This is a genomic window from Georgenia alba (assembly GCF_042665525.1).
Lineage (GTDB): Bacteria > Actinomycetota > Actinomycetes > Actinomycetales > Actinomycetaceae > Allobogoriella > Allobogoriella alba.
The window spans coordinates 1,622,527-1,643,324 of the sequence record NZ_JBHTCQ010000001.1 but is presented as its reverse complement, the minus strand read 5'-3'; the positions used below and the strand labels follow the sequence as shown (position 1 = coordinate 1,643,324).

The following is a 20,798-nucleotide window of genomic DNA, read 5'->3' as shown; positions in this document are numbered from 1 at the left end:
CGATCCTACGGTCCGTCTCTCCCCTCGACCGGTCGCCGGCAGACGAAGACGAGCTCCTTGCCCGGCCGGTCCGGGGCGTCCCGGATCTCCGCCACGACCAGGCCGGCGCGCTCGACCGAGCCGATCACGCCGTCCTTCCCGCGGAAGCGCAGCGTCGAGTCGGACGTCAGGGTCTGGCCGTCGAGGACGTAGAAAGACGTGAACGAGACCAGCTCGGCGTCGACGGCGGTGACCTCGCCCCAGCTCTCGACGGTGCCGATCCCGGCGACCTCGGTCCGCTGCCACGTCTCCGCCCGGTTCCAGCCCTCCCACGCGCGGCGCGCCGGGTCCCGGGTCTCGAAGACGAGGTGGCCGCCTGGTCGCAGGGCCGCGCGGGCCGCGGCGAGCGCGGCAGCCCAGTCGTCGTCGGTGACGAAGACCTGCGCGACGTTGCCCGTCATGAGGACGAGGTCCGCCGCCACGTCGGGCGTCGCCGTCGCGTCGCCGTGGACCCAGCGGACGCGGTCGGCGAACGGCTTGGACCGGGCGACGTCGAGCGAGGCGGCGGCTGGGTCCACTCCGACGACGTCGAGGCCACGGGCGGCGAGCATGGTCGCAAGGGTTCCGGTCCCGCAGCCGATGTCCACCACCCGGCGCGCGCCCAGCTCCGCGACGAGGTCGGCGTAGGCATCGAGGTCGGGCCGCGCACCCTCCAGCGGGTCGTACAGCCGCGCCAGGCGCGGGTCGGCGAAGTGCGCGTCCGGCACCGTCAGGACGTCTCGGCGAGTGCGGTCAGACGGTCGAGCGAGGCGCGCAGCATGTCGGAGGTGGTGCCGCGAGCACGCTCGAACCGCTTCTCGTCGGTGAGGTCCGTCCAGTCATAGGTGTGCGTCACCCGGGTGCGGGTCGCGTCGACCGGTTCGAGGTCCCACGCCCACTGATGCCCGGCCGGAGCGGCACCGGGGTCCGCGGGACGCCACGCGATGCGCCGTCCCTCGGCGAACTCGACCACGTGGTTCTCCCGCAGCGCGCCATTGGCGAGCGTCATGGTGAACACCTCACCGACCGCGTGCACCCGCTGGCCGGTCGGCGCCTGGCCGAGGTTGTCGTTCCCGTCCCAGCGTGGCTGCTCGGCCGGGTCGGCGATCAGCTCGAAGATCCTCTCGGCCGGTGCGTCGATCTCTCGTTCCGCACTCACGACCCGGGGGACGTCGTCGTCGGTCGGCATGCCTCCATCCAAGCAGGTCCACGCACGGATGGGCAGACCCCACCCGGGAGCCCGGAACGCGGTAGCCTCCGGTGCTGCCGCCTCGCCGCGTCCCTGGTCGCGAGGCCGGTCTGCAGGCTGAGAGCGAGGCACGATGACAGCGTCACCCGGCCCCGGGTGGTACCCGGACCCCGAGCGCCCCGGCGCGTTCCGCTGGTGGGACGGCGTGCGATGGGGACCCACCCAGGAAGAGGGCGGGTACCGGCCGCCCGAGGAGCACGAACCCCCGGCAGACTCCTCGGACGAGACCCCGTACGTCCACGGCGACTACGGGGCGAGCCCGCCCCCGTCGAGCGGTGACGCGGCGAACCCGTACGCGGACTACGCGGGCGCGCCGAGCCCGTACTCGGGTGAGGGCGGCATCGCGAACCCGTACCCGGCCGATACGACCGGCGCCGGCCCGTACGGGCCGCCCGCCTCCGGCCCGGTCGGTAGCGCTCCGTCCGCGGCCGGCCCCTACGGCACGGTGTCCGGCGGCATGACCGGTGGCCAGGGGGCGCAGGGCACGGGTGGCCGTGCCGTCGCGATCCTCGTCGGGCTCGGTGCGGTCGGGCTCGTCATCGTCGTCGCCGTGATCGCGATCGTGGTCAACCTTCTCGGGGACGAGCCCGTCGAGGAACCGCAGGAGGCGATCTCCAGCTATCCGGCCACCTTCGAGCTGGACGTGCCCGCCGGCGGGGAGGCGACGCAGGAGCTGATCATCGAGGAGGCCGGGACGTACGAGATCCGGGTCGACGAGACGAACGGCGAGGACCCGGTCCTGAACCTCCGCGGACCCGGCGGCGAGGAGTGGGAGGACGACGACGGCGGCGACAGCTACAACTCGCTGCTGACGGAGTCCTTGGACCCCGGCACGTACGAGATGGTCGTCACCGAGTACAGCGGAGACCACCTGACCGTCGAGGTGACGATTCAGCAGCACTGAGAGCGTCCCGTGTCAGCCGGCCCCCTAATCTCAGCGGCATGGCCACTCATTGGACCCTCGGCGGCGATGCCGCCGACCCCCACCGGCTGGCGGCCTTCTGGGCTCTGGCGCTCGGCTACGTCCCCGAACCGGGGCACGACGACCCCGAGGGCGCCTCTATCGTCGACCCCGATGGTCTCCGGCCCGCGATCGGGTTCCTGCGAGTCCCGGAGCCGAAGAGCTCGAAGAACCGCTTCCACATCGACATCCGGGTCGCGGGCGAGCCGCCCTGGGACTGGGGCACGCGTGCCGAGCAGATCCGAGCGAAGGTGGCCCAGCTCGAGGAGGCCGGCGCGACGAAGGTGCGCGAAGAGGTGTACGCCGACGAGCGCGGGTCGGTCCTCGGCCACGTCGTGATGCTCGACCCCGAGGGCAACGAGTTCTGCGTGGCGTGACCGGACCGCGACCTCACCGGGCCGAGAGCTTCGGCATCGGGATCGCGCGGTCGAGGACCTCAGCCGGCCAACGCCGCGATCGCGGGCGGGTAGGCCACTCTTCCGCGAACCTGCAGCTCGTAGTTCGACAACGGGTAGGCCTGCGCCGCCTCACGGGGCGCCCGCTCGGGCAGGTCGAGGTGGATCCCGAGATCGGGCGCGAACCTGAACCCGAGCCGGCCGTAATAGCTCGGGCTGCCCTCCAGGACGACGAGCGGCTCTCCGTCGCGATCCGCCTCGGAGATCACCGCACGCACCAGCGCCGCGCCGATCCCGCGCCCCTGGAATTCAGGCGCCACCGCCAAGGGCGCAAGTGTGAGGACCTCGCGGATCGTCCCGTCGTCGGAAACGAGGTCGGTGCCGCTGCACATCACGAAGCCGGCGATCCGTCCCTCCGCACGGGCGACGAGCGCCAGTCCGCTGCGATAGCGCGGGGATCGCCGGATGGACGAGACCATCCCGGCGACCCGGGGATCCTCGACGAAGGCACGACGTACGACGTCGGCCACAGCCTCGTGATCGGCCGGTCGCTCGGGCTGGATCGACACATCCATGGCCGTCGACGATAAGCGGGAACCCGACTGCCTGGCGATCGAATTCGCACGCCAGGATGCGATGCCGGACCGGTCAGGGGAACGGCCCGACGCCGAGAGCACGAGAGGTGACGGCCGTCAGTAGGCTGCCCCGGGTGACCGTCCAGCCTGGCACCCTCCTCCGCGACCTCCCACCAGGGGCGTCACACGTCGAGGCCGAACGCCTGCTGCGGGCGGCGGGGTGGACGTCGTGCGGTCGAGGCGACTGGGCGATCGCGCTCGCGTCGCCGGACCGCGAGCTCGCGGCGCGGATCAGTCCGTTCGATCCGGTGGGGCCGTACACGGCGCGGCTCTACGACGAGGCGTCGCGGACACGTCGGGTGCCGGTACTGCACGAGCACCGACGGCTCGACGGCGGCGGCGACATCCAGGTCATGGAGCACCTCGATCCAGTGCCGACCGAGACTGCGCGGGGGTTTCTCGCCCAGCTGGCCGAGCCGACACCGGAACTCTCCCAGCTCGCGCAGATCGTCAGGGCGATCCATCGGATCGCCCAGCGGGAGCTCCCGTGGTGCGGTCCCCTCGACGAGAACCCCTCGAACGTCATGCGCGCCGCGGACGGCCGGCTCGTCCTGTGCGATCCGTTCTACGCAGACGGACCCGACCTCTACGCAACGGCCCAGCGAGACCCGGATCGCGTCGCGGCGCTCATCCCCGAAGACCAGCGGCGATGGATGACCGAGATCCCCCTCGCGGAATCCGGACCGTGGCCCGCCGAGGGGCGCGACGCGATGCGGAAGCCCTCCAGCGTGCCGATGAACGCCGGGACTCGGTCAGACGTTGAGTCGGCCCGCGATCACCTCATCTGACCGCGCGGTGAGCCGGCTCGGCAGCGCTCGCGCGGGGGCGGGCGACGCGAGTGTCCGGAGAGGGCTCAATCGGCTCGCCGATAGTGCATGGCCACTGCGCCGTTGCCGAGCGGCTCCGCCGAGATCAGATCGAGTCGTCGCGTGCCGGGCAGTCCGCCCTGGAACAGGGTTGGGCCGTGGCCGGCGATCATCGGATGGACGAGGAACTTGTACTCGTCTATGAGGTTCAGCCGGTCCAGCTCGGTGGCAAGTGTGCCGCTGCCGACAAGCACTCCTCGGGGAGTCCGGTCCTTGAGCTCCTGAACCGACGTGCGCAGGTCGCCGACGAGGTGGTGACTGTTGGTCCACGGGAAGTCGGTCCGGGTCGAGGACACGACGTACTTCGGCTTGCTCTCCAGCTTGTGCGCCCACGCCTGCATCGCCGGCGGCGCGTCGACGTCGCCGCGGGCGATCTGTGGCCAGGAGCTCTCCATCATCTCGTAGGTGGTGCGGCCCCAGAGCATCGCGCCGCTGTCGTCCATCAGACGAGTGAAGTGAGCGTGCGTCTCGTCGTCGGCGACGCCCTCCTGGTGGTCGACGCAGCCATCCAGGGTGACGTTGATGCTGAACGTCAGCAGACCCATGCGACGATTCCCCCTCGAACCACCGGCTCCTGCACCGACCGCGGGCGAGTCCACGATGTACGCGATGCGTACATCGACTCTAGCGGACAGGCGTCCCACATCGACGCGAGCTCGAGTGCGTCGCGCAGGCTACGGACCGGAGCCCACAGGTCTAGATTTGCGGTTGTCCGGCACCTGCGAGGAGGAACCCATGCCCGTACAGCTCGTCAACCCAGAGAACCTCCCGGCCCCGGACGTCTACGCGCAGCTCTCGGTAGCCGAAGGCAGCCGCATGGTGTTCATCTCGGGACAGGTGGCGCGCGACGGCGATGGCCGCCCCGTCGGCCCAGGTGACCTGGCGGCGCAGGCCGAGCAGGCCTACGCGAACGTCCACACCGCCATCACCGCAGTCGGTGGCACCTTCGCCGACGTCGCTAAGCTCACGGTCTACGTCGTGGACTGGGAGCCGAGCAAGATGGCGCAGCTCGCCGAGGGGGCAGTTCGAGCCGCTGAGCGCCTCGGCTTCGATCTGGTGCGGCCGATCACCCTGCTCGGAGTAGCAGCTCTCGGTGAGCCCGACATGCTGATCGAAGTCGAGGCCGTCGCGGTCCTGCCCTGAGTCCGGGCGCCGCGCTGTACGACCGGAGCCAGCGACCACGCGCGTCACGGCGGGCCCCACGCGCGCAGCCTCTCCGCTGCTTGCCGACGTTCCCGACTCAGCCTCGTGGCGCGAACGCCTCGGCAGCCGCCTGGATCCCCGCGGCATCCGGAACACGGGTCGCGTCACCGGTCCGTCGGTCACCCAGCACGGCCTCCTCGGCACGTCAACCGCTTGACAAATAGATTTGTCCAGGGCGACGATGCGGGCATGAACGAGGTGGGCACCATCGAGGACGCGGCCGCCGCGGAAGCGTCGCTGGATCCGTTGCGGCGCCAGATCCTCGCGCACCTGGTCGAGCCGGGGTCGGCATCCACCGTCGCCGCCCAGTTCGGCATCCCTCGACAGAAGGTGAACTACCACCTGAAGGTCCTCGAGCAGCACGGCCTGGTCGAGCTCGTCGCAGAGCGACGTCGCGGGAACTTCACCGAGCGGATGCTGCAGGCCACGTCGGCCTCCTACGTGATCTCGCCCGGCGTGCTCGGGCGGCTCCAGCCCGATCCGGGGCGTGCCCCGGACCGGCTTTCGGCGCGCTGGCTGCTCGCCCTGGCATCCCGGCTCATGCGCGACGTCGGCACGCTGCTCGCGGGGGCGCAGCGGGCGCGGCGGCCGGTGGCGACCTTCGCGATCGACGGCCAGATCCGCTTCGCCACGGCGGCGGACCGCGCCGCCTTCACCGAGGAGCTCGCCGCCGTCGTCACCGAGCTGATTGCCAAGCACCACACGGATCCGAAACCGGGGACGGCTGGGACGGGAAAGCTCAACCGCTTGGTCATCGCCCTGCACCCCGCCGTTCCGGAGACCGCCCACGACAGCCCTCCGCAGACCGCGCCGACCGCCGGCGGACCATCGGCTTCCTGACCGACCACTGCGTAGCAACCGACAAACTGCACAACCACCGACGAACGTCCCGGCCCGAGCCCGGCCCGAACCACCCCTGAGGAGCACCGTCATGTCGAAGAGCTTCGAGATCCGCAAGTCCGTCGTCCTGGAGGCCACTCCCGAGCAGGTGTGGCGGGCGATCGCCACCCCGGAGGGCCAGGCCGCCTGGTCTCCGGATCCCTACCAGTCGATGGAGGGGATGGAGGTCGAGGCCACCGAGAACGAACGTCTGGCCGTGCGAACCCCGGAGGGCGAGAACGGTGCCTTCCATGCGTTCGAGTACCTCGTGACGGCCGACGACGACAGCACCACCGCCCTCACCTTCGTCCACAGCGGCTACCTCGGCGATGACTGGGAGGCCGAGTTCGATTTCGGCGAGATGACCGGCTACGGCTGGGACATGTATCTGCACACCCTGGCCGAGTACCTGAAGCACTTCGCCGGGCGGCCGGCCCACTTCGTCACCGCCCAGGGGCCGCCGTCCTCGGCGACGCCGGACTCGTGGGCGACCCTCGAGAAGGCCCTTGGCGTCAAGGGGCCGTTCGAGCAGGGCCAGCACTTGCGCCTGACCCCGGAGGGCCTGCCCGTGCTCGAGGGGGTCGTCGATTTCGCCTACCCGGCGTTCGTCAACTTCCTCGCGCTGCGCACGGCCGACGGTCTCTACCGCTTCCACGACAACTCCGTGATGGGCCTGCCCCAGGCCGTGGGCCACTACATCTACGCCGACATCGACCGTGAGGCCACCGAGCAGGCCTGGCAGGACTGGCTCGCGCGCGTGCTGGCCTGAGGCCTCCTGGGCTCGCGGCCGCCGTCCGAGGTCTGTCGAGGAGGTTCCTCAGGTTGTCCCTGAGGGATCGACTCGGCAGGCCGAGGGATTCGCGAACGCGTCCGTGTTGCCACCCGTAGGCTCATGACTCGCGGCGTGTGCCACGCCAATTCACACGTTGAAGCGGAACTCCACCGCATTCCGTAACCGAAAAACCTCTGCCACCGGATCAGAACCGCTGTTCGCCCCGGCGACGCCCATGCCGTGCACTCACGGTTCCGCTGACGCTCGACGGGTCATCGGGAGCACCGGCTGTGCGCAAGAGACGACTCAGGACGCCTCGAACTCGACAGTCACCCGGGTCGCTCCCCGGAGCGTCGCGATCGACTCCGCCTCGGCTTCGATACCGCTTCGCGCCCGCTTCGTCAGTGAGCCGAACATCGCGAATCGTAGGTGCAGTTTCGACCCGCTCTTCCGAGGACGCCACATACCGACGATCTCTCCATCGACGAGCACGGTGCCCGGATCACCGACCGTCTTCCAGACCTCCCGCTGATACTTCTCCTCGACGATGGTCGACCGATCACGCACTTGCACATATGGATCCCGCGGCGGGAGGAGCCTGACGCCGGTGGGCTTCGACGCCGATCGCAATGCGCCGAGCTCCTCGGCGAGCATCCATTTCTGTCCGCCAAAGTCGACCTCGGCGATCTCGTCGTCCACCAACCCCCACCATGGCTCGACGTCACCGGCCTGCACACCGACCCAGGCGGCGAACTCACCTGGGGTCGAAGGGCCGTACGCCCGGAGGTAGCGGCGCAGCAGCTCAGCGCGCGAAGCAACGGGATCCGCAACCTCGAGACGAGTGCCCAACCATTCCTCGGTGAGCACGAACGGGGCCTTGTTACCCGACCTGGGCGCGAAGCACACCAGTCCTCGCAAGGCCAGCAGGCGAACGCAGAAGTGGACCACCGCCTCACCGACCGGCTGCCCCTTCGCGTGCGGCCCTTCCGAGACCCAGACTTCCTGTTGTTCCCCGGTCAACTCGGCCTCGACCGCCCGAGCGACTTCCTCCCCCAGCTCGTCGATCGCCAGCGCTCGCCCATGAAGCACCACCGATGTCGACGCAGCAACGAGATCCGTCGCCTCTCCTAGAGACATCCCGAGCCGGTCGACAGACTGCTCGACCCCGAGGACGAAGTGGCGGGCGGCTTCCTCGGTCGTCGGAAGGACGCCCGCGGTGAACACTCCCACGTCGACCGTCGGCACGTAGTAGGGCGCACCCCGCATGCTCCAGGTCAGGAGCAGCGAACGGTCCTCTACAGCGCGGTCGATCGACTCAGGCTCGATCCCGGAGGTTCGCGCGTGAAATGCAAGCAAGGCGGAGCCCGGCGGAGTGTTCTGGATACCGCATCGCCCCGCGACCGCCTCCACCTCATCAGCTGCCGCGCGTTCACTCAGCCCGTGCGACGCGAGCCGGTAGGCGACAACACTCGCCCGCTCGATTCGCTCCACCATGATGCCCACCGTAAACGGTCGACGCCGTGCGGATCAGCCTGCCGAGCTGACTCGGAGTGGTGGAAACTCGGTGCCCATGCTCATGTATTGAACCGGAACTCCACCGCGTTCGGTCGCCGATCACCCTCTGACGCGAGTTCAGCGCGCAGGGCCGCTTGATCGCGGATCACCGAAAATCGAAGAGCTGACGCGAACCTCCGGTCCAATCTTCCGGGGCGCAAGCGGCCGTAGGGTGGCGTCGGGATTGACTACGGCTGCGAGAAGGGGAGCTAACAAGTGACGTTCGCTGACATCACCATCGTCCCGGTCTCGTCAGAACGGAAAGCCGCATTCCTGGAGTTCTCGAGGCGGATGGCTGCGGTGTATCGAGATCATGGAGCGACTAGCGTTGTCGACTACTGGCAGGCAAGCGGTCCCACGAACCAAACCGACTTTCACGCAGACGATGTCTCTTACGAGTCTGGCGAGCTCAAGGGGATCGCTGAGGTCGTCGGAGCGGAAACATCTGAGTCTGTCGTCGTCACGGTGATGACGTGGCCATCGCGAGAAGCCCGTGACCGCGGAACGGCTGCCGCCACGAAGGATCCCCGTGTCGTCGAGACACTCCATGAAGACCCCGTGTTCGATGGAGCTCGGGTGGTTGGCGACAGTTTCGAGATCACGACGAGCCTGCAGGGTGAAGTGTGACTCTCGCTCGTTAGTCCCGGCTATTGCTTGGCGTGGCGGACTCACCGACCGGCCCGGACATCACACCGATGGCGCTTTCAGACGTTGAAGCGGAACTCCACCGCATTCCGGCACGTAGGGCCATCTGGTCGATGCGGCCTCGTCATCCGAAGTATCCGTTCACTCAGCCTGCTCATCGAGCAGGTCGATCATGGGTGACCCCTCGATGAGGGCTGCGGTGTCCCACTCGAGGTCACCGGAGGAGATTCGGGCCGTCACGCCGTCAATCCATGCGAGCTCTGCGTCGATGAGGCCAACCTGCAGTTCACTCTCGACGACGAGGATGCCCGGCAGGCCGGGAGACTCCTTGAGAGAGAGCTCAAGTTCGGCACGCTGGTCGACCAGAACGGCACGGCGCTGGGCCAGCAGTTCGGCCACCTCGGGTGGCGAATAGAACGCCAGCAGCGACGCGGCGACAGGGAAGACCGGATACTCCCTCCGAGGTGTCGAGACAGCCTCGCGCAGAATCTCGTCGAGGAGGTCACGGCCAGTGGTCGTAATCCGGTAGACCGTCCGCACCGGCCCCTCACCAGACTGCATCTCGTCGACCTCGACGCAGGCCGCGCGCTGGAGCCGCTCGACCGTCTGCCGCACGCTGTTGCGGTGCTCGACATTGACCAGCCTGTCCTGCCCGCGCTCACGGATGACCCGATGCAGGCCGTAGACGTGCATCGGGTGCTCGCGCAGCAACGCGAGGACGACAAGGGACAGCGGGGATCGGAACTCACGTCGAGACGGCATGTAGACATGCTATGCCTAGTTGAGTTATTGTTACTAGACAACTTATGCCTAGAAAGGAGAGTCTCATGACTGCATCGAACGAGAACCACGAAGAGCACAGACACCAGATCGATGAGATGAACTCGGCCCGCTACGCCGAGCTCCAACAGCGCTGGCACGGCTGGGGCTCGCCGGTGGGGCTCGGGCTCGGCGTGCTGTGCTTGGGCCTGGCCGTCTCCAGCATCATTGCAGCGATCGGCGTCGTCACCGCAGCCGGAGCGCTGTTCAACTCATGAGCGCACACACATCCCTCCGAATCTCGGCGACCACACGACAGCGCATCGCGGCCGCAGTGCTCCTACTTCTCGGCGTCGTCGCATACGTCCTGCCCACCGCGTTGCACGGCAACCCGCCGATCGATGACGCCGCCGCCACTCTCGACTATGTGAGCTCGAGGAAACTGTGGACGTTGGCCCACTTCGCAAACGTCGCGGCGATCCTCATGTGGGCTTTTGCCGTCGCACTCCTGCACGTCTCGGGCGCGCTGCCGCTCGGGCGGGGTGCCGTCGCCCGGATGTCGTGGAGCGTCGCTGGCGGCGCGTTCGCGATCTACTTCGGCATCCATGCCGTCGGCCTCTGGTCGGCGGCCGAACAACTCGGCACCATTCCCGAGCAAACGGTGATCGAACGGACCGAGGCGCTTCTGCACGTCCTCGGCAGCGCGGCGTTCGTCTCGCAGGCGCTGGTCGGCGTGTCAGTAGCGCTGCTCGGCGTCGCGCTGATGAGGCGGACGAGGAGTTCGCTGGTACTCGGCGGCGTCGGCATCCTCGCCGGGGCCGGGTGGGCGACCGGCGCAGTGATGATCAACTTCGCGATCATCGTCCCCTTCACCCTGCTCACGTGGGCATGGGTAGTCGTCGTCGCGATTGTTGTGCTCAGAACAAGGTTGCGGTCGACGGCAACCACGCACGGGCCCTGATGCGTGCGGACGTTACCGCCTGACCTGACCTATTCGTACATCAGTCCCGTTGAACGGGACTGGACTCACACATTGAACCGGAACTCGACCACGTCACCGTCGGCCATGACGTAGTCCTTCCCCTCCATGCGCATCCGGCCCTTGGCGCGGGCCTCCTGGACCGAGCCGAGCTCGACCAGCTCGTCGAAGGAGACCACCTCCGCCTTGATGAAGCCCTTCTCGAAGTCCGTGTGGATGACCCCGGCGGCCTGGGGCGCGGTCCACCCCTGACGGATGGTCCACGCGCGGGACTCCTTGGGCCCGGCGGTCAGGAACGTCTGCAGCCCCAGGGTGCGGAAGCCGACCGTGGCGAGCTGGTCGAGCCCCGACTCGGCCTGGCCGGACTCGGCGAGCATCTCGGCCGCCTCGTCCGGCTCCAGCTCGACGAGCTCGGACTCGAACTTCGCGTCGAGGAAGATCGCCTCGGCCGGCGCGACGAGCTCGCGCAGCTCCGCCTGCCGTGCCTCGTCGGCCAGTCCGTCGTCGTCGACGTTGAAGACGTAGATGAACGGCTTGGTGGTCATGAGCTGGAAGGACGCGAGGATCTCGGGGTCCAGGCCGGCCGCGGCCGCCCCCGCGGACAGCGGCGTGCCCTCCTCGAGCACCGCCATCGCGCCCTGCGCGGTCCGCAGCACCTCCGGCTCGGTCTTCTTCCCCCGCACCTCCTTCTCCAGGCGCGGGATCGCCTTCTCGAGGGTCTGGATGTCCGCGAGGACCAGCTCGGTGGCGATCGTCTCGATGTCGTCCTTCGGGTTGACGGCGCCGTTGACGTGGACGACGTCCGGGTCGGCGAAGGCGCGGGTGACCTGGCAGATGGCGTCCGCCTCGCGGATGTTGGCGAGGAACTGGTTGCCGAGGCCCTCCCCCTCGGAGGCGCCCTTGACGATCCCGGCGATGTCGACGAAGGACACGGTCGCCGGGATGATCTTCTGCGAGGAGAACATCTCGGCGAGCGTGCCGAGCCGGGAGTCGGGCAGCGGCACGACGCCCACGTTCGGCTCGATGGTCGCGAAAGGGTAGTTCTCGGCGACGACGGTCGCGCGGGTCAGGGCGTTGAAGAGGGTCGACTTGCCGACGTTGGGCAGGCCGACGATTCCGATGGTGAGTGCCACGTGGGGGAAGTCTACGGCTGCTCGACGGCGACGTCGGCCTCGCGCCGCGAATCTGCCGTTCCGGTGACCTCCCCGGTCTCGTGATCCACCTCGAGCGCCTGCACGGAGCCGAAGACGGCGTCCTCCACCGGGACGACGTCGAGGGTCCAGCCGAGCGCGGCGAGGTCCGCGGCCACCGGGTCCGGTTGCGGCTCGGTGGTCAGCAGCGTTCCGTCGAGGATGAACCGCGGCGAGGCCACCGCCTCCTCCAGCGACTGGCCGTGCAGCGACCACCGCAGGATGACGTTGGAGAGGATGTTCGGAATCTGATGCCCACCCGGTGACCCGATGCCGAGCACCGGGCGCCCCTGGCCGTCCAGCACGACGGTCGGGGCGGCCCAGCTCACGGAGCGGCGCCCCGGCGCCGGGGTGTTGGCGGAGCTGGGGATCGCCTCGAACCGGCTGAGCTGGTTGTTGAGGAAGAAGCCGCCGACGGTCTCGCCGGCACCCCAGAAGCTCGTGATCGTGTTGGTCATCGAGATCATCAGGCCGTCCCGGTCGACCACGGTCAGGTGCGTGGTGTTGCCGGCCTCGATCTCGTGCCCCGCCGCGACGACCGAACCTTCCCCGTCGTCCGCGCCGTCGCCCGCGCCGCCGTCGGGGGCCGGCGCGGCGACCTGCTGCGCGACGTCTGCGTTCGCGCCGGCGTCGGTCAGCTCCTCGACCGGGACGTCGACGAAGGCGGGGTCGCCGAGAACCGTGTGGGCGGTCTCGTCGGCGACCTGCCACGCGTCGGAGACCGTCTCGACATACTCGGCCGACCCCGGTTCGGCCCTTCCGGCGCCCGCGGCCTCGGCGACCTGCAGCATCTGGATCAGCGCCGCCCCCGGCAGGGCGGGCGCCGCGGAGACCACCTCGTGCTCCCCCACCGCGCCGGAGACCGGGTCGGACTCGACCACCTCGTACGCCGCGAGCGAGTCGCCGTCGATACCGTCGACGGTCGTGAGCTGCTCGCTGAGCCCACCCGTGTAGAAGGCGTCGGCACCGCCCGACGCGATGGCGCGCAAGGAGTCGGCGAGCGCTGGTTGGACGAGCCGGTCACCAGCGGACAGCGGGACGCCGCCCGGGGCGAACTGGTCCAGACCCTGCACCGCGTCCGGGCCGTAGTCGCTGCGCATCCGCAGCGCCAGGAAGTCCGAGACCTGGAAGCCTCCTTCGGCGAGCTCGACGGCCGGCGCGAGCAGGTCCGCCCACGGCAGCTCTCCGTGGTCGTCGTGCAGGGCGGCCATGCCCGCGACGAACCCGGGGATGCCGGTGCCGCTCGCCGGGATCTGCCCGTCCTGGGCCACGACCTCGCGGTAGTCGTACGCCTCGGGCTGCGCGCCGGTCGGCGCGACGATGGCCGATCCACCACCGCCGATGCCGGACGCGAACGGCTCGACGACGGAGACCGCGAACGCCGTCGCGATCGCCGCGTCCACCGCCGTGCCGCCGGCGGCGAGGATCCTGGTGCCCGCCTGGACCGCAAGCGGGTGGGCGGCACTGACGCCCTGGCCGTAGCGGGCCTCCGCCGTCGTGGGTTCAGGCTCCGGGCTCGACGGCGAGGGGGACGGCTCCGGCGCGGGCTCGCTGGTGGTCGTCGGCTCCGGCGTCGGGTCCTCGGTACTGTCCGTGCAGCCCGTCACGACGAGCGCCAGGAGGGCGGCCGCCGCGAGGTTGCGGCGGGCACGCGAGGCGATGGGCATGGGTTCCTCCGTCGGGCCGGTCGCGCAGCCACGCTACCCGCCGGGCCCCACCCGGCAAGCCCCGCCCGCCGCGGCGTGCCGGGCAACCACACGCCGCGGTGTGCCGATGCCAGGCATTTCCACCTCCACATACCTACGCTGGGACCAGGGTGACCGAGGTGGTCGCCGGGAACGGAGCAGTGTGACCAGCCTTCGGGAGGCCCCTGCCGTCGCGTCGTCACCTGACGTCCAGGTGGATCACGGCGCTCGGCCGGACACACGCGTGGTCCGCCTCGTGGCGCTCGACGTCGCACGCGCCGTGGCGATCATCGGCATGCTCGCCGTCAACGTCGGGCCTCGGGACGACACCGGGCTCGCCGCGTGGGTCATCCGCGCCGCCCACGGTCGGGCCTCCATCCTGTTCGTCCTGCTCGCCGGGGTCGGCGTCGCGCTGCTGACAAGGCGCGCGCTGGCCGGCGGACCGCCGCGGCGGTCAGCCCTGTTCTGGCGCGCCGGGGTCCTGCTCGTGCTGGGCCTCGTCCTGCAGCTGCTCGACCACGACGTCAGCGTGATCCTGGCGACCTACGCCGTGCTCTTCGCCGTCGCCGCGGCACTCGTCCGGCTCCCGGACAAGTGGCTGCTGTCCGGAGCCGCGACGACGGCGACCGCCGGACCGGTGCTGTGGATCCTCGCGCAGCGTCCGGCGGAGTTCGCGATGGACGCTCCGCGGCTCACCGACTCGCCGCTGAGCATCGCCGGCTCGATCCTCGTGTCCGGCCCCTACCCCGCGATCGTGTGGGCGGCCCCGTTCCTGTTCGGTATGTGGCTGGGCCGGCAGCAGCTCTCGGCGCGCCGGGTACAGCTCACCATGCTCTGGGCCGGCTCGGTGGCGGCCGTCGGCGGCATGCTCGCCTCCCGCCTGCTCGTCCTGCTTCTCGGGCAACCGGGCGAACGCGTCGGCCTGGACCGCCTGATCTCGGCGGTCGGGCACTCTCAGATGCCGCTCTGGCTGCTCTCGGCGACCGGGAGTGCCGTCGCCGTCCTCGCCGCCCTGCTCCTGCTCGTACCCCATCTCGGCCGGCTCGTGGCGCCGCTGACCGCCCTCGGGCAGCTGTCGCTGACCGTCTACGTCGCGCATCTCGTGGTGCTCGTCTCCGCCGTGCGTCCCGGCCCGTGGTCGGCCACCGACGGTCTCGCCGTCACCGCGGTCATCACGATCGTCGCCACCGCGCTCGCGGTGGCGTGGCGGACCACCTTCGCCCGCGGCCCGCTGGAGACGGTGCTGCGGATCCCCCGCCGCCTCGCCTGAGTCTTCGCGCTGGTCAGAGCGCCGGTCGTCGGCGCGGCACGGCCCCGATGTCAGTGGGCGCTGGCACCGTGCGAGACATGGACCTCACCACGGCACTCCTGCTGGCGGCCGCTCTGACGGCGGGCCTGGCGCTGGGCTACGCCGGGCAACGCCTGCGCTCGAGCGGGCAGCACGCGCGGCTGCAGGCCGAGCTGGCCGGCGCGCGGGCCCGCGCCGAGCGTCTGGCCGAGGAGGTCGACCAGCTCCACGACCGGGCACGGCAGGACCAGGACGTGCTCCGCGCCCTCGCCCCGGTGCAGGCCACGCTGAACCAGGTCGGCGAGCACGTGGCCGAGCTGGAGAAGGAACGACTCGAGCAGTTCGCCGTGCTCACGGAGCAGCTGCACCGGGCGCGCACCACGGACGCCGAGCTGCAGCAGGCGACGACGCAGCTGACGACGGCCCTGCGGTCCACCTCCGCGCGCGGCCAGTGGGGCGAGGTCGAGCTGCGCCGGGTGCTCGAGGCCGCCGGGATGCTGCGGCACGTGGACTTCGCCGAGCAGCGCACGCTGGGGGCCGGCGGCGAGAGCGGCCGGCCGGACGTCGTCGTGCACCTGCCTGGCGAGCGGTACCTCGCCATCGACGCCAAGGTGCCGATGGACGCGTACCTCGAGGCGGCCGCGCTGGGCGACCGCGCCACGGGCGCCGACGCCGAGCGGCGCGACCGGCTGCTCGCCGCGCACGCGAAGGCGCTTCGGGGGCACGTGGACGCACTCGCTCGGCGGTCGTACCACGACCGGCTGCCGGGTTCGCCCGAGCTCGTGGTGATGTTCGTGCCCTCCGAGGGCCTGCTCTCCGCCGCTCTGGACGCCGACGCGACGTTGCTCGAGCACGCCCTGCGCCAGGGCGTGGCCCCGACGGCCCCGGCCTCGCTGCTCGCGCTGCTGCGGGCGGTTGCCGGCGTCTGGTCCTCGGAACGGATCAGTGCCGAGGCGGAGGAGCTGCTCGAGCTCGGCCGCACGCTCCACGAACGTCTCGGCGTCGTCGCGGGCCATCTCGGTGCGCTGGGGCGCTCGCTGCGGTCCAGCGTCCAGCACTACAACAAGGCGATCGCGTCCATGGAGCAGCGACTGCTCGTGACGGCTCGCGACCTGGAGTCGCTCGGCCGGGCGGACGTCGCCGTCGAGCCCGTCGGCTCGGACGACGCGCAAGTCCGTACGTTCACCGCGCCGGAGCTGGCGTCCGCCGGCTCCGGTATCGACGTGCTCGGTGAAGGCGCCGCCCGGCGGCTCCGCGAGCGCGCGGGCTGAGGTCAGTCGCTCAGCGTGCGGCGCGGGCCTCGGGCAGCAAGTCGTCCACCGCGAAGACGCGGAGGTCCTCGTCGGTCGCGAGATGGATGGGCTGGAGCGGGACATCCGCGCGGGCGGCGGCGTGGGAGAGCCCGCGCGCCCAGGCCTTGTCCGAGCGGGTCATCCGCGCGGAGCCCGGCCGCGACACCAGCAGGGCGACGGTGGCACCGGGGCCGATCTCCTCGACGAGCTCTCGGAAGGCACCCATCATCGCCTCGAGGGTCGGCAGGTCAGGCTCGACGGGCAGCCCGTCGATCTGCGAGAGGGGTGGGGTCATCAGGCCGTCCGGCGTGATGAAGCCGACCCAGAGCAGGTGCTCGCTGAACCCCAGCGGCCCCATGAGGGCCTGCCAGTGGCGATACATGTCGGACGGGGTCCGGATGGGCGGCATCTGGTCGAACGGCTGAAGCTCGGGTGGTGTGGTCATGCCCGGCACGCTAGGTGGGCAGTCCACGCGCTCCCACGCGTTCTCCACAGGATCGCGGATCCTCTCGATCCGTCCACAGGTCCGGCGGCCTGCTGATCCGCGCCGGACTCCGATACCTTCAGGGATCGTGGAGATCACGCACCTGGGGCACGCCGCCGTGCTCGTCGAGGCCGCCGGGACCCGGATCCTGCTCGACCCGGGCAACCTCGACCCGGCCTGGCACGATCTGACCGGCCTCGACGCCGTGCTCGTCACCCACCTGCACGCCGACCACCTCGACCCGGACCGGGTGCCCGCGCTGATCGCGGCGAACCCGCAGGCACATCTCATCGTCGAGCCGTCGATCGCCGAGCTGGCGGGTCAGGAGGTGCCGTCGACGGGCGGGCGCCTCCCGGAGCTTCCGGGCGCCGTCGCCCTCGCCCCGGACGAGCAGACGACGGTCGGCAGCCTCGCGGTGCGGGCTGTCGGCGGCCGGCACGCGGTCGTGCACGCGGATCTGCCGCGCGCCGGGAACGTCGGCTACGTACTGTCCGCACCCGGCGAGCCCACGTTCTTCCACCCGGGTGACGCGCTCGACGCGATCCCCACCGGAGTCGACGTCCTCGCCATGCCGGTCTGGGGGCCGTGGGCGGCCCTGAAGGAGCACATCGACTTCGCGCGCGCGGTGGCGGCCCCGCACGGCTTCCCGATCCACGACGCGCACCTCGCCGACCGCGGACGGCAGCTCGTGATCGGGCGCGTCAACGCCATGACACCGACCACGCTCGTCGACCTGCGCGGCGCCGGACCGCACGTCTTCTGAGCCGTGCCGGACCTGCCCGGAGACCGTGCGCGCGGTGAGGGCCCTGCCGCGCGACGGGTGACGGCCGCCCGGCGCCCATGGACGTAACACGCACGCCACACGCCCAGGACCAGGATGGAGACATGACAGGACCCACGATCCGCCAGCTCGCCGACACCTACGTCAACGACCTCGCCGACCTCGACCCCGGAGTGGCCACCGCGCTGGGGCTGCGTCCGCACGAGGACCGCATGCCCGACAGCTCGCCGGAGGGCCAGCAGGAGAAGGACCGGCTCGCCCGGGGCGTGCTCGCCGACCTGGACGCGCTGGAGGCCGCCGCGGGTGCCGGGATGGACGAGGCGGACCGGCGGTGCGCGACCCTGCTGCGCGACCGGCTCGGGGTCCAGCTCGAGGCCTCTGCGGCCGGTGAGCACCTGAGGTCCCTGCGCAACATCGGCTCGCCCGTGCACGGCGCGCGCTCGATCTTCCTGCTCATGCCGACGTCGAGCGACGAGGACTGGGCGACGATCGCCCGTCGCATGGCACGACTGCCGGAGGCGTACTCGGGGTACGTCGCCTCCCTGGAGGAAGGACGCCGGCAGGGGCTGCTGGCCGCCCCACGCCAGGTCGAGACGGTCGCCGGCCAGCTCGGCGAGTGGCTCGACGGCGAGCAGTCGTGGTTCCACGACTTCGTCGCCCAGGGGCCGGAAGGCCGAGCCGACGAGCTGCACGTCGCCGCCGACAAGGCCGCCACCGCCGTCGAGGAGCTGCGGCGGTACCTCGAGGAGGACTACCTCCCGGCCGCCGCGGGCACCCCGGACGCCGTCGGCTCCGAGCGGTACCTGCTGAACGCCCGGCTGTGGATGGGGGCCTCGATCGACCCCCAGGATGTCTACGAGTGGGGTTGGGCCGAGTACCGCCGGCTCGACGTCGAGATGCGCGAGCTCGCCGAGCAGCTCCGGCCCGGCGCGGAGTCCCCCGTCGCCGTCATGCGGCACCTCGACGAGCACGGCCGACGGGTGGAGGGCGTCGAGGAGGTGCGCACCTGGCTCCAGGACATGATGGACCGCACCATCGCCGAGCTCGACGGCACGCACTTCGACATCGCCGACCCGATCAAGCAGGTCGAGGCGATGATCGCCCCGGCCGGCAGCGCGGCCGCCCCGTACTACACGCGGCCGTCGGTCGACTTCGCCCGGCCCGGTCGCACCTGGCTGCCGACGCTGGGCCGCACCACCTTCCCCATGTACGACCTGGTCAGCACCTGGTACCACGAGGGCGTGCCCGGCCATCACCTGCAGCTGGCGCAGTGGGTGCACGTCGCGCCCCAGCTCTCGATCTATCAGACGACGCTCGGCTCCTCCTCGGGGGCGACCGAGGGGTGGGCGCTGTACGCGGAGCGCCTGATGGACGAGCTCGGCTACCTGGACCCCGAGGAGCGGATGGGCTATCTCGACGCCCAGATGATGCGGGCCGTCCGGGTCGTGATCGACGTCGGGATGCACCTGCGGCTGCAGATCCCGCAGGACTCTCCCGTGGCCCCCGGCGAGGTCTGGACGCCGGAGCTCGCGCTGGAGTTCTTCACGCGCCACTCCGGCCGGCCGCTGGACTTCCTCGAGTCGGAGATCGTGCGGTACCTCGGCTGGCCCGGGCAGGCGATCAGCTACAAGCTCGGCGAGCGGACCTGGCTGGCCGGCCGGGCGGCCGCACGCGCCGCGCACGAGGCCCGCGGCGAGACCTTCGACCTCAAGTCCTGGCACATGGCCGCCCTGTCGCTCGGCGCGCTCGGCCTGGACGACCTGGAGGCTGAGCTGGCAAGACTCTGAGCGCCGGTCGCCGAGCCGAGAACTAGTAGACAACTCACCTATATGAGGTGTCTACTAGTGGCGTGATCCTCCAGCGCATCATCCTCGGTCTCCTCGCGATCGCCCCGATGTCCGGCTACGACCTCAAACGCCGCTTCGACTCCGCGGTCAACTACTTCTGGTCCGCGGACAAGGCGCAGATCTACCGGTCGCTCGCCGCGCTGGTCGGCGACGGCCTCGTCGCGGTCGAGAAGGTGCCGGGACGGGCCGGCCCGGACCGCCAGGAGCACCGCATCACGCCCGAGGGTCGCCGAGCGCTGCGCGAGTGGCTGACCTCCGAGCTCGACCGACAGCCCGAGCGGGACGCCTTCCTGGCCCGCGTCTTCTTCGCCGGCGATCTCGATCCCGACGAGCTGGCCACCCTGCTGGCGCGGCAGCGGGCCGAGACCCGGGCGCTCCTGGCGTCCCTGGAGGCCATCCGCGAGGCCACCCCCGCGCCCGCCGACCGCGCTGCGCGGCTGCGTCTCGCCACGCTCGAGCGCGGGCTCCGGCACGTCCACACCGAGCTCGAGTGGCTCGACGACCTGGAGAAGAGTCTGCGATGACGACGACGTTCCCCGAGATCCACCCGGCCTCGACGGCGCCGTCGGACGCCCGCGACAACCTCCCCGTGGTGCTCCTGCACGGCGGGAACGTGGCGAGCTGGATGTGGCAGGACCAGCTCCCCGCCCTGGCGCAACGCACGGTCGTCACGCCCGACCTGCCGGGCTACGGGAGCCGGACCGCCGAGACTTGGCCCGGCATCGGCGGTGCCGCGGACGACGTCGTCGCACGGGTGGCGGAGCTGACCGGTCATCGCCGCTTCCACCTGGCCGGCCTCTCCCTCGGCGGCGTGGTCGCCCTCCATCTCACGGCCCGGCACCCGGGCGTCGTGGTGTCGGTCCTCGCCTCGGGCGCGCCGCTCCTGCCGTACCGGGGTCTGATGTGGCTGGTCTCGCGGATGCAGGTCGCGCTCTGGGACGCAGAGTGGTTCTGGAGGACCCAGGCGGTCGCCTATCGGCTGCCGCACGAGACCCGCGAGCTGTACGTCCGGCACGGGCTGTCGGTGCGTCGGGAGACGGTGCGGCGCCAGCTCGCCGACGTCGACCTGGGTACCGTCCCGCAGGGCCTCGGCGCATACGACGGCCCGGTCCTCCTGGTGGCCGGCGAGCGCGATGCCGCCGTCATCCGACGGTCTCTGCAGTCGGCCGCGTCGGTAGCCCCGCAGGCCACGACCCGGCTCGCACCCGGGATGCACCACGCGTGGAACACCGAGGACCCGGAGCTGTTCGACGCGATGCTGCTCGCGTGGCTCGACGGCCGGGTCGAGCCACGCCTGCTGCCGGCCTGAGCGGGCG

At 70.7% G+C, this 20,798-nt stretch carries 24 protein-coding genes; 15 read left to right on the top strand and 9 right to left on the bottom strand.

Annotated features, from left to right (window positions below; genetic code table 11):
* Positions 1 to 5: 5 nt before the first annotated feature.
* Complete coding sequence (locus ACFQQL_RS07575; RefSeq protein WP_382392853.1) at positions 6 to 746, bottom strand: class I SAM-dependent DNA methyltransferase; 741 nt, start codon at positions 744 to 746, stop codon at positions 6 to 8.
* 2 nt (positions 747 to 748) lie between these two features.
* Complete coding sequence (locus tag ACFQQL_RS07570; protein WP_382392851.1) at positions 749 to 1,207, bottom strand: SRPBCC family protein; 459 nt, start codon at positions 1,205 to 1,207, stop codon at positions 749 to 751.
* Positions 1,208 to 1,340: 133 nt separating this feature from the next.
* Here ACFQQL_RS07570 and ACFQQL_RS07565 point away from each other — a divergent pair, with 133 nt between their 5' ends.
* Both ACFQQL_RS07565 and ACFQQL_RS07560 read left to right on the top strand, forming a co-directional pair.
* The gene (locus ACFQQL_RS07565) at positions 1,341 to 2,171 is read left to right on the top strand and encodes a DUF2510 domain-containing protein (protein ID WP_382392849.1); all 831 of its coding nucleotides are present in this window, start codon (positions 1,341 to 1,343) and stop codon (positions 2,169 to 2,171) included.
* Between the two features lie 38 nt (positions 2,172 to 2,209).
* The gene (locus ACFQQL_RS07560) at positions 2,210 to 2,605 is read left to right on the top strand and encodes a VOC family protein (protein WP_382392847.1); all 396 of its coding nucleotides are present in this window, start codon (positions 2,210 to 2,212) and stop codon (positions 2,603 to 2,605) included.
* Positions 2,606 to 2,664: 59 nt separating this feature from the next.
* Here ACFQQL_RS07560 and ACFQQL_RS07555 read toward each other — a convergent pair whose 3' ends face one another.
* Positions 2,665 to 3,300 (bottom strand): GNAT family N-acetyltransferase, encoded by a 636-nt coding sequence (locus ACFQQL_RS07555; protein WP_382392845.1) that lies wholly within the window; start codon positions 3,298 to 3,300, stop codon positions 2,665 to 2,667.
* Between the two features lie 32 nt (positions 3,301 to 3,332).
* Here ACFQQL_RS07555 and ACFQQL_RS07550 point away from each other — a divergent pair, with 32 nt between their 5' ends.
* Positions 3,333 to 4,046, top strand: coding sequence for a hypothetical protein (locus ACFQQL_RS07550; RefSeq protein WP_382392843.1), 714 nt, complete (start codon positions 3,333 to 3,335; stop codon positions 4,044 to 4,046).
* A 65-nt stretch (positions 4,047 to 4,111) separates the two neighbouring features.
* On the opposite strand, the gene ACFQQL_RS07545 is transcribed toward ACFQQL_RS07550, so the two are convergent.
* On the bottom strand, positions 4,112 to 4,669 hold the full coding sequence (locus ACFQQL_RS07545; protein ID WP_382392841.1) for a dihydrofolate reductase family protein: 558 nt from the start codon (positions 4,667 to 4,669) through the stop codon (positions 4,112 to 4,114).
* Between the two features lie 190 nt (positions 4,670 to 4,859).
* On the opposite strand from ACFQQL_RS07545, the gene ACFQQL_RS07540 reads away from it, so the two are divergent.
* The 3 genes from ACFQQL_RS07540 to ACFQQL_RS07530 all read left to right on the top strand — a co-directional run bounded on the left by ACFQQL_RS07540 (position 4,860) and on the right by ACFQQL_RS07530 (position 6,975).
* Complete coding sequence (locus tag ACFQQL_RS07540; RefSeq protein WP_382392839.1) at positions 4,860 to 5,267, top strand: RidA family protein; 408 nt, start codon at positions 4,860 to 4,862, stop codon at positions 5,265 to 5,267.
* Positions 5,268 to 5,516: 249 nt separating this feature from the next.
* Positions 5,517 to 6,167, top strand: coding sequence for an ArsR/SmtB family transcription factor (locus tag ACFQQL_RS07535; protein ID WP_382392837.1), 651 nt, complete (start codon positions 5,517 to 5,519; stop codon positions 6,165 to 6,167).
* Positions 6,168 to 6,258: 91 nt separating this feature from the next.
* Positions 6,259 to 6,975 (top strand): SRPBCC family protein, encoded by a 717-nt coding sequence (locus ACFQQL_RS07530; RefSeq protein WP_382392835.1) that lies wholly within the window; start codon positions 6,259 to 6,261, stop codon positions 6,973 to 6,975.
* A 309-nt stretch (positions 6,976 to 7,284) separates the two neighbouring features.
* Here ACFQQL_RS07530 and ACFQQL_RS07525 read toward each other — a convergent pair whose 3' ends face one another.
* On the bottom strand, positions 7,285 to 8,472 hold the full coding sequence (locus tag ACFQQL_RS07525) for a winged helix DNA-binding domain-containing protein (protein ID WP_382392833.1): 1,188 nt from the start codon (positions 8,470 to 8,472) through the stop codon (positions 7,285 to 7,287).
* A gap of 276 nt (positions 8,473 to 8,748) precedes the next feature.
* On the opposite strand from ACFQQL_RS07525, the gene ACFQQL_RS07520 reads away from it, so the two are divergent.
* On the top strand, positions 8,749 to 9,159 hold the full coding sequence (locus ACFQQL_RS07520; protein WP_382392831.1) for a DUF1428 domain-containing protein: 411 nt from the start codon (positions 8,749 to 8,751) through the stop codon (positions 9,157 to 9,159).
* A 159-nt stretch (positions 9,160 to 9,318) separates the two neighbouring features.
* Here ACFQQL_RS07520 and ACFQQL_RS07515 read toward each other — a convergent pair whose 3' ends face one another.
* Positions 9,319 to 9,939 (bottom strand): PadR family transcriptional regulator, encoded by a 621-nt coding sequence (locus ACFQQL_RS07515; RefSeq protein WP_382392829.1) that lies wholly within the window; start codon positions 9,937 to 9,939, stop codon positions 9,319 to 9,321.
* A 65-nt stretch (positions 9,940 to 10,004) separates the two neighbouring features.
* Here ACFQQL_RS07515 and ACFQQL_RS07510 point away from each other — a divergent pair, with 65 nt between their 5' ends.
* Together ACFQQL_RS07510 and ACFQQL_RS07505 are read left to right on the top strand one after the other, a co-directional pair.
* Positions 10,005 to 10,214 carry a hypothetical protein gene (locus tag ACFQQL_RS07510; RefSeq protein ID WP_382392827.1) on the top strand — a complete coding sequence of 70 codons (210 nt, stop codon included), beginning with the start codon at positions 10,005 to 10,007 and terminating at the stop codon, positions 10,212 to 10,214.
* Positions 10,211 to 10,897: a hypothetical protein gene (locus ACFQQL_RS07505; RefSeq protein ID WP_382392825.1), complete on the top strand. Its 687-nt coding sequence runs from the start codon at positions 10,211 to 10,213 to the stop codon at positions 10,895 to 10,897. Before ACFQQL_RS07510 ends, ACFQQL_RS07505 begins: the two co-directional genes overlap by 4 nt.
* Before the next feature lie 65 nt (positions 10,898 to 10,962).
* Here the strand turns inward: ACFQQL_RS07505 and ychF are convergent, their stop codons facing one another.
* Together ychF and ACFQQL_RS07495 are read right to left on the bottom strand one after the other, a co-directional pair.
* On the bottom strand, positions 10,963 to 12,048 hold the full coding sequence (gene ychF / locus ACFQQL_RS07500) for a redox-regulated ATPase YchF (protein WP_382392823.1): 1,086 nt from the start codon (positions 12,046 to 12,048) through the stop codon (positions 10,963 to 10,965).
* A gap of 11 nt (positions 12,049 to 12,059) precedes the next feature.
* Complete coding sequence (locus ACFQQL_RS07495; protein WP_382392821.1) at positions 12,060 to 13,772, bottom strand: gamma-glutamyltransferase family protein; 1,713 nt, start codon at positions 13,770 to 13,772, stop codon at positions 12,060 to 12,062.
* Between the two features lie 262 nt (positions 13,773 to 14,034).
* Here ACFQQL_RS07495 and ACFQQL_RS07490 point away from each other — a divergent pair, with 262 nt between their 5' ends.
* Positions 14,035 to 15,060 (top strand): DUF418 domain-containing protein, encoded by a 1,026-nt coding sequence (locus tag ACFQQL_RS07490; protein ID WP_382392819.1) that lies wholly within the window; start codon positions 14,035 to 14,037, stop codon positions 15,058 to 15,060.
* A 77-nt stretch (positions 15,061 to 15,137) separates the two neighbouring features.
* Complete coding sequence (locus ACFQQL_RS07485; protein WP_382392817.1) at positions 15,138 to 16,349, top strand: DNA recombination protein RmuC; 1,212 nt, start codon at positions 15,138 to 15,140, stop codon at positions 16,347 to 16,349.
* Positions 16,350 to 16,359: 10 nt separating this feature from the next.
* Here ACFQQL_RS07485 and ACFQQL_RS07480 read toward each other — a convergent pair whose 3' ends face one another.
* A complete protein-coding gene (locus ACFQQL_RS07480) occupies positions 16,360 to 16,815 on the bottom strand; it encodes a hypothetical protein (RefSeq protein WP_382392815.1) in 456 nt (151 codons plus the stop codon).
* Between the two features lie 127 nt (positions 16,816 to 16,942).
* Between ACFQQL_RS07480 and ACFQQL_RS07475 the strand changes: the two genes are divergently transcribed.
* From ACFQQL_RS07475 to ACFQQL_RS07460, 4 genes are all read left to right on the top strand, one after another.
* Positions 16,943 to 17,617, top strand: a complete 675-nt coding sequence (locus tag ACFQQL_RS07475; RefSeq protein ID WP_382392813.1) for an MBL fold metallo-hydrolase — start codon at positions 16,943 to 16,945, stop codon at positions 17,615 to 17,617.
* 122 nt (positions 17,618 to 17,739) lie between these two features.
* Positions 17,740 to 19,422 carry a DUF885 domain-containing protein gene (locus ACFQQL_RS07470; RefSeq protein WP_382392811.1) on the top strand — a complete coding sequence of 561 codons (1,683 nt, stop codon included), beginning with the start codon at positions 17,740 to 17,742 and terminating at the stop codon, positions 19,420 to 19,422.
* Positions 19,423 to 19,484: 62 nt separating this feature from the next.
* Positions 19,485 to 20,006 carry a PadR family transcriptional regulator gene (locus tag ACFQQL_RS07465; RefSeq protein ID WP_382392809.1) on the top strand — a complete coding sequence of 174 codons (522 nt, stop codon included), beginning with the start codon at positions 19,485 to 19,487 and terminating at the stop codon, positions 20,004 to 20,006.
* On the top strand, positions 20,003 to 20,791 hold the full coding sequence (locus ACFQQL_RS07460; protein ID WP_382392807.1) for an alpha/beta fold hydrolase: 789 nt from the start codon (positions 20,003 to 20,005) through the stop codon (positions 20,789 to 20,791). The genes ACFQQL_RS07465 and ACFQQL_RS07460 overlap by 4 nt, the downstream gene beginning before the upstream one ends.
* Positions 20,792 to 20,798 lie beyond the last annotated feature (7 nt).